The 14,134-nt window shown below is 41.8% G+C and carries 9 protein-coding genes; 6 read left to right on the top strand and 3 right to left on the bottom strand.

The features are described 5' to 3' along the window. Positions 1–28: 28 nt before the first annotated feature. Positions 29–925 (bottom strand): LysR family transcriptional regulator, encoded by an 897-nt coding sequence (locus tag CWC29_RS18895; protein ID WP_138524206.1) that lies wholly within the window; start codon positions 923–925, stop codon positions 29–31. Between the two features lie 757 nt (positions 926–1,682). Here CWC29_RS18895 and CWC29_RS18890 point away from each other — a divergent pair. Continuing rightward, the gene (locus CWC29_RS18890) at positions 1,683–2,906 is read left to right on the top strand and encodes an alpha-xenorhabdolysin family binary toxin subunit A (RefSeq protein ID WP_138524204.1); all 1,224 of its coding nucleotides are present in this window, start codon (positions 1,683–1,685) and stop codon (positions 2,904–2,906) included. A 108-nt stretch (positions 2,907–3,014) separates the two neighbouring features. Beyond that, positions 3,015–5,363, top strand: a complete 2,349-nt coding sequence (locus tag CWC29_RS18885) for a hypothetical protein (protein ID WP_138524202.1) — start codon at positions 3,015–3,017, stop codon at positions 5,361–5,363. A 388-nt stretch (positions 5,364–5,751) separates the two neighbouring features. Here CWC29_RS18885 and CWC29_RS18880 read toward each other — a convergent pair whose 3' ends face one another. After that, the gene (locus CWC29_RS18880) at positions 5,752–6,936 is read right to left on the bottom strand and encodes an MFS transporter (protein ID WP_138522947.1); all 1,185 of its coding nucleotides are present in this window, start codon (positions 6,934–6,936) and stop codon (positions 5,752–5,754) included. A gap of 115 nt (positions 6,937–7,051) precedes the next feature. Between CWC29_RS18880 and CWC29_RS18875 the strand changes: the two genes are divergently transcribed. The 4 genes from CWC29_RS18875 (at position 7,052) to CWC29_RS18860 (ending at position 12,312) form a co-directional block, all read left to right on the top strand. After that, positions 7,052–7,939: a LysR substrate-binding domain-containing protein gene (locus CWC29_RS18875; protein ID WP_138522945.1), complete on the top strand. Its 888-nt coding sequence runs from the start codon at positions 7,052–7,054 to the stop codon at positions 7,937–7,939. Between the two features lie 101 nt (positions 7,940–8,040). Beyond that, positions 8,041–9,150: an alkene reductase gene (locus CWC29_RS18870; protein WP_138522944.1), complete on the top strand. Its 1,110-nt coding sequence runs from the start codon at positions 8,041–8,043 to the stop codon at positions 9,148–9,150. A 224-nt stretch (positions 9,151–9,374) separates the two neighbouring features. Further along, positions 9,375–11,270 (top strand): alpha/beta hydrolase family protein, encoded by a 1,896-nt coding sequence (locus CWC29_RS18865; protein WP_138522942.1) that lies wholly within the window; start codon positions 9,375–9,377, stop codon positions 11,268–11,270. Positions 11,271–11,367: 97 nt separating this feature from the next. Then, positions 11,368–12,312 carry a metallophosphoesterase family protein gene (locus tag CWC29_RS18860; protein ID WP_138522941.1) on the top strand — a complete coding sequence of 315 codons (945 nt, stop codon included), beginning with the start codon at positions 11,368–11,370 and terminating at the stop codon, positions 12,310–12,312. A 61-nt stretch (positions 12,313–12,373) separates the two neighbouring features. Here the strand turns inward: CWC29_RS18860 and CWC29_RS18855 are convergent, their stop codons facing one another. Further along, positions 12,374–14,080, bottom strand: a complete 1,707-nt coding sequence (locus CWC29_RS18855; protein WP_138522939.1) for an alkaline phosphatase D family protein — start codon at positions 14,078–14,080, stop codon at positions 12,374–12,376. Between the last annotated feature and the right edge of the window lie 54 nt (positions 14,081–14,134).

The following is a 14,134-nucleotide window of genomic DNA, read 5'->3' as shown; positions in this document are numbered from 1 at the left end:
AGTAACTAAAATGGCTACCAAGTTTTCATCACGTACACGAGTACATCGCGGCACTTTTTAATACAAACTGGTGCGCATCCATATAACTTTTAATAGCACGTTGCGCAATTTGTATTGTTGCAGGTACATCGATACTCCCTTTATGGATGCAAAATATCTCTACTTTTTCAAGCTCGAAGTCAGGGTCTACCCGTTCCAGCTTGTGATTATCAAATGCGATGATTTCTGGCACTAACCCAATACCGAGGCCGCTTTCAATAAGCCTAATGGTGTCACTCACTGAGTTAGTTTTGTGATGCGCTCTAAATGAAAGCGGCTTCACTATGTTTTGGGTTGTATGCATAAATTGATAATTTGCGACTTTTCCTTCCCAAGAGTTTGCGATGTAAGGCGCTGTGCCCACATCAAATTCACTGTCCTTAGCTTTATATAGAACGTCTCTAAATGAGCCGATATATTGCTGTGACTGCTCTACGTCTGCGCTTTTTCCCACTCTGACTGCAAGATCGATCCCCCGCTCAACTAGATTGAGTGGTCGATCTTCATTAATTAAATTTAGACGTATTTTAGAGTGCGCCTTAATCAGCTTACATAATGCTGGCGCAACGATGGTTTGCATCAATGCATAAGATGCTGTCACTGTTAATTGCCCAGAAATTTCAGATTGCTTAGCTCTTGCCTTTTCCCACGCTAACTCGGATAGATGGCTAATTTCAAGACAGTATGTATAGAAATCTTTACCAACATTAGTCAATGATTGACTTCGTGTGTTTCTGTACAGTAGTGGCGCTCCTATCTCTTCTTCCAATTTCTTTAAGTGCTGGCTTATCACAGATTTAGACAAAGATAACTTATCTGCAGCTTTCGTCAGTGAACCTGACTCTACCACCCCTTTAAATATCATCATTCTTCTTAGCTTGTTCATTTTGACTTCTCTTTTATGTCGCTTCAAAAGATAAAGACCGCTACACACAAATAAAATTACACAATTAAAACATTAATTAAACATATATTTTAAATAATCACGAATGCACTAAAACTCCAGAGCCACACCTTATTCAACTTAGCGGCCTAAGACTCACGCCAATGTCGTTAGTTAGAGTTAACTTAGGTTTGTTAGCTTTCATCTTGATTAAATTTGAGTGTTATCCATACACTCCAAAATATCAGTGTAACCAGATAATTTTAAAAGTATTTTTATCTAATCCAATTATCAGAAAATGGATTAAGCTTATTTTTTCAACAAATAGGAAGGTCTAAATCAAATCACAAGAAACATTGAGTTTGATTTTATGAAACAATTCAATTACGATTAAATTTCGAGCAAAAAGCACTGTTCAAGTTAACTGTTTGCGATTTCCCTTTGACAAAAACCTCTACATCTATAGCTGTAGACGGCTAGTTTTAAGTGTCTTTTTGTTAACTTTCATTTACTAAAAATACACTTTTGCAGATTGTATACACTAATATTTAATGTTATTGGAAATGCAACTAAACCTCTAAATTTGTTAGAAAGTGTATAAGTTCTTCCATTCTCATTGTCCCTATATCAATAATATTAAAAGTACATTTAGTTAACATTTTAACTACATGCACTTTTATCTGAAGTTGTACTTTTGAAACTAAAAAGAGTTTCGTACAACTTAAAAGCTAGAACACATATTGATTAAGGAATATGAAAGATGAAACCAATTAAGTTAAAGAAAAGCGCAATTGCTATCGTAACGTCACTACAATTATTTGGACTTAGTCAGCTTGCTACGGCAAATACCGCCGTCCCTGAAATTTCCCCAATTATGTACGATACGCTTCAAGGCGATATTGAAGGCTCACCATTGTTTATAGATGTCGGCTCGGATAACTTTCTACTTACTCAGGAACAGTGGCATACGATTCAAGTTTTTGCCGAGTCAGCTGTCAGTTTACCGAATAACGAAGCAGCCTTTAGAAGTGCGACGCGATATCCAGCGGATACGCCTCTAAATAACGACTACATAGCACTGATGACAACCTTTGAGTCAATCAATGCGTCGGGTCAGAACTGGAATCATAAGCTTTATCCAAGCATCATTGATCTCGCGACGAAATTAGCAAATTATTCCGATACCCATGTATTGCTAATTCAGCCGTTTATTGATGAACTAACAAAGTTACATAACGCGTCGCTAAGCGGAGATCTGCAAGCTGCCGAACAAAGTCGACAAGTCGCAATTTCATTTCTAAACACCTTCATGAATTTTGTTGATGGTAATCTAACAAAAACCCAAACAGTGGTAGATCAACTCGTCACCTTTCAGGGAGATTTAACTACACATTCTGGACAATTAAATACACTGGAAGGCACTTTTGAAGATATCTTAAATAAAGACCAGCCAGCTAACATCCGAGATCGAATTAGTACCTTACAACGACGACTCAACGATCTAAATGATGAAAAGAGCGATTTAAAAACAGGTATTGGCTTAAGTAGTCTCGGCGGTGTGCTTGGGCTAATCATTGGCGGTAGTATCCAAGGCGCACAGTTAGAAGAAGTAAAGAGCGAGATTAATAAAGTAGAGTCTCAAATTGAGACGGCGAATAAGGAACTCGCCCACGCGATGAGTCTTGCAGCCTCGTATCAAATTGCCAAAGGGCAAGTGGAAGGCATGAACGAAAAAATTGAAACAGCGCTTGGCAATGTTCGTAAAGTTCAAGTGCACTGGCAGTCTTTGTATGGAGATATGCAATCTCTTCGAGATGTATTGACACAATTAAACAGTGACAATGCGTTACGTAATGCCAACGTAATTGTTGCAGGGATAGTTTCTTCACCTCTTGCCAGCAATGCCAGCAATTCATGGAAAGACATCGCAGACAAAGCAAGAACATTTCTACAGAACGCCTACCTGCCAACATCACAGCAGTAAGTATCACTAGACTTAAATTATAAGCATCATAACTAAACTTCTATTGAGCGCCCTACATTCACAGAGTGCTCAATAGGCGCGTCTTGTATGTTGCAATAAGGAATTACTATGAAACCAACTTTACTCAGCTTGTTAATTGGCTGCGCTTTTTCGAGCCAAGCAGCGACTTGGAACGAGCTATATAATCTTGAGTTAAGTCAAAACTTACCAAGCGTTACAACAACAAATCAACAACAGATAGACACACAAAATTACTTGGTCTCGGCATTACATGTCAACCTGAATGACGTACTTACCAGTGCTAGAGATCATAATACCATTGTCATTGCTGCAGATACCGTGGAAATCGACCGAAACATGATTTTCGATGCGCCAAATAAAAGGGTTTTTATCGTCGCACGCAAAATAATGGGTAATGGTACGGTGAGTATTAATTTAGATACTCAAAATGCCCAAGCATCAACACTGGTATTCATGGCCGATAAAGTTGAGGCTAATATCAATATAGTGACAGCTCATTCACCCAGCGGCGGTGAAATTGAACGTTTTAGCATCGCACCAGACTCCTTTGGTACGCTATATCAAGTTATACAAGGGAATAAGTTTGCGACGCCTATTTCCCCCGCGCTGACGTCACTAACTTCGGTGCACAAAGAGTACTTTTTAGATGCATTTGAAAAGTCGTTCGATATGGCGGCGGCCATTTATGATCAAAACCCAGCTTTGAGCATTGAGATGTTGAGCTGGCCTGAGTCTATACTAAATGCAGCTCATGATGTTAGAGAGTCATCAGTTCAAGCTAAGAACTTTTACTTGCAGCTTGCTAACCTTAAGCAGTTTTTGTCGTATGCAACACTTAACAAAAACTATGTTCCTAGCTTGTCCCGCGACTTTTATGAGCTAACCATCAAAGCATACATTGATGCGATGGAAGCATATCAGGATAGCTATAGTAATTTTCAGCAACAAGGCCGGAGTTTAGAAAACAAGCGCCAAGATCTCACTTTAATGCAGGATAACCTGTTCGATGTTGCATCTGCTGAGCAACGAATTATCTCTCGCTCAGTAGAGCAACTGACGAGCTTGGTAAAGACACTAGATGAACAAAAAGTAGCATTCAGCGGACAAGAAAATAACGTCTTCTATTCAGGGGTCGAGTTTCAGCAAGGAATTTTAGACTACAAACTAGATAAAATTACAGAAATCGGACTTAAAGTACTTGAAACCGTAATTAGTGCAGGCACTGCATTTGCAGGAGCTGCTGGGGGAGACACCAGTGGCCTGAAAGACTTAGTAGCGAGCTTACCCGCCACAATCCAAGAGATCAATGACTTAAAAACCAAAATTGATGATATAGCATCATTAATGGATAAAGTACAAAAGGTTAGCGGCCAGTTAAACGTATTATCGCAAAAAACTGCCGATCCGTTTTCTAGTAGTGAGCTTGCACAAGAGTTCAATCGCCTTAACTCACTCATTCCAACCAAAGAAGAGGCAAATCGAATTTGGGATGAATTTTTAATAACCGCTAAAGCACAAATGAAAAAAGCTATAGATGAAGATATTGACGGTTCAAGCGACTATCTTGTTGCTATCGAAAAGTTAATTAATCATGGTAAGGCAATTGTGGCTGTGGAAATTGATATTGCCCAGGAGCAGTCTAGACAGATAGATTTGCGGATCACCGCTGATGCAAAACTCAAGCAGATCAACCGTATAGATGCATTTTTACAAAACAATCAAAACAGTCTAGATGAAATTCAGGAAATGGAGGAGCAGCTATTTCGGACTCTGAATAATCTAAAACGTCCGATATTTGTAGCATTAACAAACTATCAGGCGGCATTTAGCTACTGGTCACTTGATGACATCATAGTGACACCAAGCCTTAATCAAAGTTATCAAGAATACCGCCGCGACTTAGCCTTGCTACGTGAGCAAGAGGCCGCGTCATTATTACGCTTTAACCCTCGACCTCAAGACTTTATGCTCACCATAGAAGAGTTGAATGCGCAGCAACAATTGCAGGATTTTGCGCAAGATGGTGAGATGAGTTTCACGCTGTCGTTAGAAGACATTGATTTTTCCCAATTTGATCGAGTTAGATTAGACGAGGTCAATGTTGTACTAGAAGGTTCGGGATTGAATGAGAACCAGCGCTACGATATCGAGGTAAGGTCAAGCGGTTCATATCAAGATAGGTTTAAAGGGCAACCCTATCAATTTAGTGCCGAATCGTTATACCGATTGGTGAGTTACGAGTTGTTAGATAGTGAAACGACACGCATAGATCCAATCACCAGTGGTGCAATCGCAAACGATTATGCGATTAATTACTTTAAACCAACTCCGTTTACTACTTGGTCAATTAAGCTGAAAAATCCACAGCTTTATGACTTAAGTAAAGTGACGAATATCAAAGTATCGTTTAAAGGGAATGCGATCCCCAAACAATAGTGCAGCGCTTGTACTTTAAAGCCAAGTAGGAGCCACTTCACGTGGAGATCTTTTAACAAAAGCTCGCAGGATTAACCTGCTCCTACTTTGGTGAGGCTTGACTATTTGCTAAACCAGATTGCTTTTTTCGTAGGAGCCACTTTACGTGGCGATCTTTAACAAAAGCTCGCGGGATTAACCTGCTACTACTTTGGTGGAGTTCAAATATTTACTAAACCAGACCGCCTTTCGTAGGAGCCGCTTCACGTGGCGATCTTTAACAAAAGCTCGCAGGATTAACCTGCTCCTACTTTGGCGGAGTTCAAATATTTACTAAACCAGACCGCCTTTCGTAGGAGCCACTTCACGTGGCGATCTTTTAGCAAAATTCCTCCGGATGAGCCGTCACCTACTCTACAACTTGAGCCTTCAATAAAGATCTGTTATCCAGATAGCCACTAAAACGGGTTGCTAATAAGGCTGCAGCACTGATAAGTGCCCCTACCCAAGCGGTGTCCTGCAAAGACATACTTTCTACAATTTGACCACCAAGGATGGAGCCGAATGCAATTCCAACGTTGAAGGCAGCGATATTCAACCCTGATGCGACATCCACCGCTTTTGGACTATATTTTTCGGCTAACTGTACAACATAGACCTGAAGACCAGGCACATTTCCAAAAGCAAATGCTCCCCACATTAATACCGTGATCACCACGCCTACTTTCGACTGCATGGTAAATGTCAACACAGCTAAAATGACCGAGAGTAACGCGAAGATGATGGTCAAAGCGCTTATTGGCCCCTTTTTGTCTGCTAATTTGCCGCCATAGATATTGCCAATGGCAACGGATACACCATAAACCAGCATAATAATACTGACTGTAGCGGCATTAAAACCAGCTTCCTGTTGTAAAATTGGCGCAAGATAAGTGAATGCCGTAAAGGTTCCACCGTAGCCAAGTATGGTCATAAGATAGACGAGCAGTAATCTGGGTTGCAATAATACCTTTGCCTGTTCAGACAGACTGGCTGATGCGCTTTGCTTTAGGTTCTTTGGAATCAATAGTGCACTTCCCAAGAGAGCAACAACACCTAAAGCAGAAACTACTAGAAACGTGGCTCGCCAGCCAAACTGTTGGCCAATCCAAGTACCCAAGGGGACACCCGTTACGAGCGCCACGGTCAGGCCCGTGAACATAATGGCTATGGCACTTGCCTCCTTGTCTTTTGAGACCAAACTTGTCGCAATCGTAGAACCAATAGAGAAGAACACACCATGAGCGAGTCCCGTCATGATCCTCGCCATAATGAGGCTTTCATAACTGGGCGCTTGCCACGCAAGCAAATTGCCAAAGACAAAGAGTGCCATCAAACTAAGTAATACAGACTTTCTATTCCATCGCCCTGTCAGTGCGGTTAAGACGGGCGCACCAACGGCAACGCCGATGGCATATAAACTCACCAGCAACCCTGCACTAGGCAGTGAAACTGATAAGTCTGAAGCGATGGTAGGTACTAAACCAACAATGACAAATTCGGTGGTACCAATGGCAAATGCGCTTAATGTCAGCGCCAGTAATGCAAGTGGCATAAATAAACCCTTCTGAGGTGATAAGCAATAAGTTGATGTAGTGTGAAAGCTTTTTTATTTGCAAAAAACAGTAAAAATGACAAAATACTTTTGTAGAAAATGAAAAGGAACGCATATGCCCGTTAGCTCAAAAACCGAAGATCTAGAAGCTTTTATCTGTGTTGTCGATACTGGTAGTTTTTCCGCTGCAGCAAATCTGATGGACGAACAAGTTGCAAAGGTCTCAAGAGCGGTAACTCGGCTAGAAAAGTCCCTGCGTGTAACGCTATTCAATCGAACTACTCGGCGGATAGAGCTAACCGAAGAAGGCGAACTATTTTTACGCTATGCGCGACAGGCACTCAATACCATTGAGCAAGGCGAAGAGGCGTTAAAGTTGTTACGATTTTCGCCGGCAGGTAAATTGAGAGTTGATGCTGCAAGCCCTTTCGTTTTTCACCAGCTTACGCCTATATTAAAAGGTTTTAATGAAGCCTTTCCCGATATTACTTTGGAAATAACTAGCCATGACAGCATCATCGATTTGTTAGAGCATAAAACCGATATCGCGATACGAATTGGTGACTTAGCTGATTCTAACCTTCATGCTCGATTGTTAGGCCGAAGTAAACTTCACCTTGTTGCGAGCCCTGACTATATAAGTAAGTTTTTAGGCAGTGAACCGTTGATTACTCTTTCAAATCACAACTTGATAGGTTTTACCGATGCCCCGCATCTCAACGTCTGGCCTTTACAAAATCCGCAGCAACTCAAGTTTTCCATTAGCGCATCCAGTGGTGAGACCGTGAGGCAATTGTGTATTGCAGGCCATGGTATTGCACTGCTATCTAACTTTATGGTGAGACAAGATATAAAAGCAGGAAGACTCGTTGAGGTATTTACCGAGCAAATTATTTCGCCAAACCGCAGAGAAGCGGTGCAAGCCGTGTATTATCAAAATAGTGGTGTATCTTCTCGGATTTCAGCATTTCTAGACTACATTGCGCCTAGGCTCACGCTATAGTTTTTCATTTTTTACAAATATATTTTGTATTTATTGCGGTTAATGAAAATATTTTAAATCGTTAAGCTTCTCATAGTGAAAATAAACGTTGAGGAGGCCAAATGGCTGATTTGTTTGAGTCAATTAATTTAGCAGGTAAAACACTTAACAATCGTATAGTGATGCCACCTATGACCCGCTCACGGGCGAGTCAACCTGGGGATATCCCTAACAATTTGATGGCAACCTATTACGCACAGCGTGCAACGGCTGGTTTAATTATTAGTGAAGGGACACAAATATCGCAACTCGGTAAGGGGTATGCTTGGACACCGGGGATCTATTCAGACGCCCAAGTTGCTGGCTGGAAACAAGTCACAAAACAAGTGCATGATGCAGGCGGCGTTATGTTTGCGCAGCTTTGGCATGTTGGACGAGTATCGCACCAAAGCAATACAGGTGGGCTTCAGCCAATTTCAGCTTCAGCAATTCAAGCTCGGGGTGTAAAGGTCTTCATCGATGAAAATGATTCACCTAATTTTATTCAAGCACAAACACCAAGAGCAATGACCCTAGCAGACATCAATAATGTAATTAACGAATATCGACACGCAGCACGCAACGCGATGCAGGCAGGGTTCGACGGAATTGAACTACATGCAGCGAACGGTTATTTGATCAATCAATTTTTAGACTCTTGCTCAAATCAAAGAACAGATGGCTATGGTGGCTCAATTGATAACCGCATTCGCTTTTTGCGTGAGGTCGTGACGGCTGTGAGTGACGAGATAGGCAGTGACAAAGTGGGCGTTAGGCTTGCGCCGCTTACTACCTTAAATGGTACAGTTGATGAAAACCCTGAGCAGACATACCTCGCAGCAATTCAACAACTAAATGCGCTCAACGTGTGCTACGTACACATCGCGGAAGCGGATTGGGAAGATGCGCCAGATATGCCTCGGCGCTTTAAGCATGCAATTAGGGAGGCATTTAATGGCGTGTTAATCTATGCTGGAAAATATACGAAAGCGCGCGCCCAACAAGCTCTTGATGAAGGTTGGGCTGATATGATTGGGTTTGGCCGTCCATTTGTCGCTAACCCTGATCTCCCCCACAGGCTAGCACATAATTTGCGCTTGAATAAGCATCAGCCTGAGACATTATTTGGTGGTAGTGAACAAGGCTATACGGATTACCAAACCCACGACTCAAATTCAATTAACACAAAGTAGACTAAAAGTTGGCTTTCAATCTGCGTAAACCTTGATTAGTGCTTACGCAGTGCCAACATTTGCTGTTTAAGGTGAGAAAAATTTATCTAACTGTCGTGCTCGCCTTTCCTAAATTATTACTAACGATTATATCTACCTATACATATAGATTGGCGTTTAGCCTGTAAATAGGGAATAATGTCGCCAAATTAAAGACACATAAAATAATCTACTTCTATCAGAAAATGAAAAATATAATTCTATTTGCCATAGCACTACTCTGCACCATCTCTGTTAAAGCCCAGTTACCCGTAGAGAGTTATGCACAACTACCTAATATGAGTAAAGTTTCACTTTCACCCAGTGGTAAGGCTGTCGCCTATTTACAAAATTACGAAGGCGATCTGGTTCTAACGACTTATGACCTTAAGACGCAGAAAAAAAGATATATCCTAAAAACGGACAACAAAACCATTACGTTAAGTTGGTATGACTGGGCAACAGACGAATTGTTAATTTTCGGCGCTGATTACACTGAGGTACAAAGAGGTGTTAAGTATACCTCATCGCGTTTATTTAAATATAACTTAGCTGATGAATCAGCGAAGTTAGAGCAAATCAATCAGCCTTATCGTGACCAAGTTTTAGCACAGTTTCAGGATAGCGTGATCAGTTTACTACCAGATCAACCCAACAAGGTCCTGGTACAAGCAGATTTTGATATCGTAAATAAGCCAAGTGTTTATCTTTTGGATATCAAAAGAGATCGACGTCAACTGGTTGTTCGGGGCAGAAGTAAAATTTCCAGTTGGATAGCCGATCAACAAGGTAATGTAAGAATAGGTTACGGGTTTGAGGGGATCAAAGCTTATTACATGCTCTATGATAACGAGACGAAGGACCTAATTGATTTCTACACCTTTCAGGCTCGTGGCCCAGAAGCTATCCATATTCTTGGATTTGATAAAGATCCAAATATTATTTACCTAACCGCACTTCATAATGGTAAAGATGCGCTCTTTAAAGCAGATATTACTAAGCGCCCGCTTTTACCTCAGCTCGTTTTCTCCGATCCAGATTATGACTTTGATGGCCGCATCATTTATTCACATGACGGCAGAGCCATAGGCTTCAGCCATTCCAACCTCGATAACTCGAGAGTTTATTGGGACGAAGACCGCAAACTCCTGCAACGTTCACTTAAAGCCGCATTGCCAAGTTATGACACTGTTGTAATAAGTATGAGTGCGGATAATAAAAAATACATTGCGTACGGCGATTCTGACCAAGACTCTGGCACATACCTGATTGGTGACAGAGAAACCAGCTCTTTAGCGGGGTTAGGACGTTTATATCCAGATATTACAGGTGACAATTATTTAGGCAAACAAAGGGTATCATTTAAGGCGCGTGACGGCCTTGAAATTGAGGGGTATTTAACCCTACCTAAAGCATTCGATTCGGCTGCACCGACAATAATCCTTCCACACGGTGGACCATACTCTCGTGACTACGCTGGATTTGATTACTGGTCCGAGCTATTTGCAAGCCGTGGCTTTGTGGTTTTTCAACCTAACTTTAGAGGCTCTTTTGGCTATGGCTTTGACTTCTTTAATGAAGCAAATCAAGGTTGGGGAGGAAAGATGCAAGATGATTTACAAGATGCAGCAAATTGGTTGGTTGCAGAAAAGTATGCACTCAAAAATAAAATCTGTATAGGTGGCGCAAGTTACGGTGGCTATGCGGCACTAATGGCTGTGGTAAAACATCCTGAGACGTTTCAATGTGCAGCAAGCTTTGCTGGCGTTACAGACTTAGAATCAATAGTCAGTCGCGCGCGCTTTTTCACAAATAAAGCGCTTGTCCGTGATCAATTTGGACAAGATACTGATAAACTTAAAGTACAATCCCCTGTTAACTATGCGAAACAAATTAACCGCCCTGTGTTACTTATTCATGGTGATGACGATAAAGTCGTGCCTGTTAATCATAGTCGTGACATGGCAGATGAACTTGAAGATCATGACAAAAAGTTCAAATATATAGAGCTTGAGGATGGCAACCATTATCTGAGTTATCAAGCACACAGAGTGAAGACACTCACTGAGTTTTTAGCTTTTTTCGAAAAGCATCTAAAATAACAAAGCGCCGCAAGTAGCGGCGTTTTTTATTGAGAGCGCGACTTCTTCTGTCATAGAGTTGATGTATGATAGGCTGCTAACATAAAGGAGAATTATTGTGCAGCTCGTTAAATTATTCGTCATGGCAGTGATGCCTATGCTCAGTGTATTCCAAGCCTCGGCAGCGTCCTTTTTAGTCTTTGGTGATATGCCCTACACGGAGATAGATAGGGCCATGCTGATGCCTAATGGTGCACTGCATGAAAAGGTAAACGATACACAGCATGATTTTATGGTGCATGTAGGTGATATGAAATCTGGTGCTGAGCCCTGTACTGATCAGCTTCTTAAAGATAATTATGCCCTGATCTCAAGTGTGAGTAATCAACCTTTTATATTCACTCCCGGAGACAATGATTGGACGGACTGCGACCGTGAGACCCTAAACCCTAGGTTTGATGAACTAGAAAGATTAGACTTCGTTCGTCAACACTTTGCAGTACAAATGCCTAACCTGCCAAAGTTCAGTCGCCAGCAAACAATACCGGAAAATCAATCTTGGATAGTGGGTGCTGTACAGTTTTTAACCTTACATGTACCAGGCACCAACAGTGGTCGCAGACAAATATTATTATCTGATAAAACAGCGGTGCACGCTGAGTCCTATCGTCGTGATGTCGAGAATATGAAGTGGTTAAATAGCTTGCTAACACCAAGCCATAAAGCCGCGGTGATATTTCTACAAGCAGACTTGTATCAAAAAGAGAAGCACTCAGGACGATGTCATAAAAACTCAAAAGCTAAATGTGATGGTTATCAATTATATCGAGAGACACTTGCAGAATATGCAGCCCGACTGAGTTATCCGTTGTTGTTGATACATGGAGATACGGGAGAGTTTTGCTTTTCTGAACAGTCAAAGAATCTATGGCGTCTAAATGCTCCTGGAGACTTTCAATATTTAGATATTGCAAAAGTTAAAGTTAAAGGGGATAAAAAGAAACCGTTCAAGGTAACAGCGCTGCTCTCGCAAGATAAAATAGCTAAATGTAAGGGGCTGTAAAGCCCCTTTACGCACCTTTTACTAAGCAGTAAATTAGTGTCTCGCGAATTGCTTTTAGTACCTAAAGTAAAAGCTCGCGCTGTTTATTGTGGCTTTCAAACTGCTCTTGCTTAACTGTATTGACAAAATGCCACTCACTTTCCACCTTCTCTTTTGTGAAATTAAGCGTTAAATAACCACGCTGATGAATATTCGCATACTCAAGGTCATCGACTAGTAATTGCAATACCTCAGCAAATTGTAGCGCCTGCTCATCGCCCAATTGCAAGTAATGCTCAAGCCCAGGGGAGCTGACAGAAGCTGTTGCGTATTCTTGGCCACAAACGGTTCCGCTTGCATCGCAGAGCTTACCAGACCACGCGTTGTGCGTATCTCCAGCAACGACAACTAAGTTTTTATTGGCCGCTTTTGCTGTTTGTAAAATCACTTCACGTTCAATCGGATAGCCATCCCATGCATCCAAGTTATAAGGAGCGGTAGACGTGACTCGCGCCTTTTCTTGTTCTGACAACGTTGAATCACCAGCAAGCAGTCTGCTCTTAATTTGAGCAAGCTCTGTTAATTGCGTCGACATTTGTGCAGAAGGATTTGCAAGAGACATAAGCAGCTCGGCTGGGATCACCATTTTGGTCATCAATACTTGTTGCCCTAAGACTTGCCACTTCGCTGCCGATGTCTTCATGTTATCGGTTAGCCAAGTCAATTGATTTATACCCAACAGCTGTTGGGAAGGCGCGGTGAGATCCGCCTGAAATCCGACAAAATCCACTTGTCCTGTTGTAGGGTCAATATAATCTTGATAGTCAAGTGCTTTAGCTCGGCTCTCGTGACGAGTATCTAGCATATAAAGTGACAACAAATCGCCAAATTCAAATTTACGATAGAGGCTCTCGAGTTGATCCTTAACCATCGGACGTACTGGCATCCATTCATAGTAGGCTTGCAGTGCGGCAAGCCTCCGGGCTGTGTACTCCCCTTCCCCTTCGTTATGGTTCTCAGCACCATCCATGTATGAGTCATTACATACCTCATGGTCGTCCCATACCGCAATAAATGGCGTACTGGCGTGGAGAGCTTGCAGGCCAAAGTCGGTACGATATTTAGCATAGCGACGACGATAATCATTTAATGAAATAATCTCGTTCGCATTATCTGCATCCAGCCCTCGGCCCATAGCGTCGGCATTTTCAGTGGCATACCCACCCATCCCATATTCGTATATGTAGTCACCTAAATGTAATACCGCGTCTAAATCACTGCGTTTTGCAGCCTCTGCGTAGACATGAAAGTAACCTGCCGGATAATTTGCACAAGACATCACGGCAAGTTTTACCTGAGTGACATCGTTAACGGGTAAGGTCTTGCATTTACCTATGGGAGAATGCGTTTCCTTAGTGACAAAGCGATAAAAGTAGCGGCTATTTGCAGTCAGGCCATTAAGATCTACTTTAACGGTGTAATCGTTTTTTGCTAATGCGGCCAGCTGGTGGCTTTGTAGTAAGACACCAAAGTCTTCTGATTCTGATACTTGTAGAGTGACATCCACACTATTGGGTGTACCTTCAGGAGTGACACGCGTCCACAATATAACGCTATCAGCTAAAGGATCGCCACTTGCGACACCATGATTAAATACGACAGCAAAATCGTTGCTTGCAACGGCTTTACTATCACTACTGCCGCAACCTACTAACGAGACGCTAATTGTTGCCGCGCCAACGCCCATTAATGCACTTTTAATAAAATCTCGACGGGTAAAACTTGCCATTATCATTGTTCCTTAACTTCAAAATGCGCCATATTAGGCGCACTTATCTACTGC

The sequence above is a fragment of the Pseudoalteromonas galatheae genome (assembly GCF_005886105.2).
Lineage (GTDB): Bacteria > Pseudomonadota > Gammaproteobacteria > Enterobacterales > Alteromonadaceae > Pseudoalteromonas > Pseudoalteromonas galatheae.
The sequence above is the reverse complement of the archived record's forward strand: the minus strand, read 5'-3'. Positions and strand labels throughout refer to the sequence as shown.

Excerpts from the sequence above, each read along its gene's own strand:
- CWC29_RS18895 (WP_138524206.1), bottom strand. The coding sequence starts at position 925 with ATGAACAAGCTAAGAAGAATGATGATATTTAAAGGGGTGGTAGAGTCA.
- CWC29_RS18890 (WP_138524204.1), top strand. The coding sequence starts at position 1,683 with ATGAAACCAATTAAGTTAAAGAAAAGCGCAATTGCTATCGTAACGTCA.
- CWC29_RS18885 (WP_138524202.1), top strand. The coding sequence starts at position 3,015 with ATGAAACCAACTTTACTCAGCTTGTTAATTGGCTGCGCTTTTTCGAGC.
- CWC29_RS18880 (WP_138522947.1), bottom strand. The coding sequence starts at position 6,936 with ATGCCACTTGCATTACTGGCGCTGACATTAAGCGCATTTGCCATTGGT.
- CWC29_RS18875 (WP_138522945.1), top strand. The coding sequence starts at position 7,052 with ATGCCCGTTAGCTCAAAAACCGAAGATCTAGAAGCTTTTATCTGTGTT.
- CWC29_RS18870 (WP_138522944.1), top strand. The coding sequence starts at position 8,041 with ATGGCTGATTTGTTTGAGTCAATTAATTTAGCAGGTAAAACACTTAAC.
- CWC29_RS18865 (WP_138522942.1), top strand. The coding sequence starts at position 9,375 with ATGAAAAATATAATTCTATTTGCCATAGCACTACTCTGCACCATCTCT.
- CWC29_RS18855 (WP_138522939.1), bottom strand. The coding sequence starts at position 14,080 with ATGGCAAGTTTTACCCGTCGAGATTTTATTAAAAGTGCATTAATGGGC.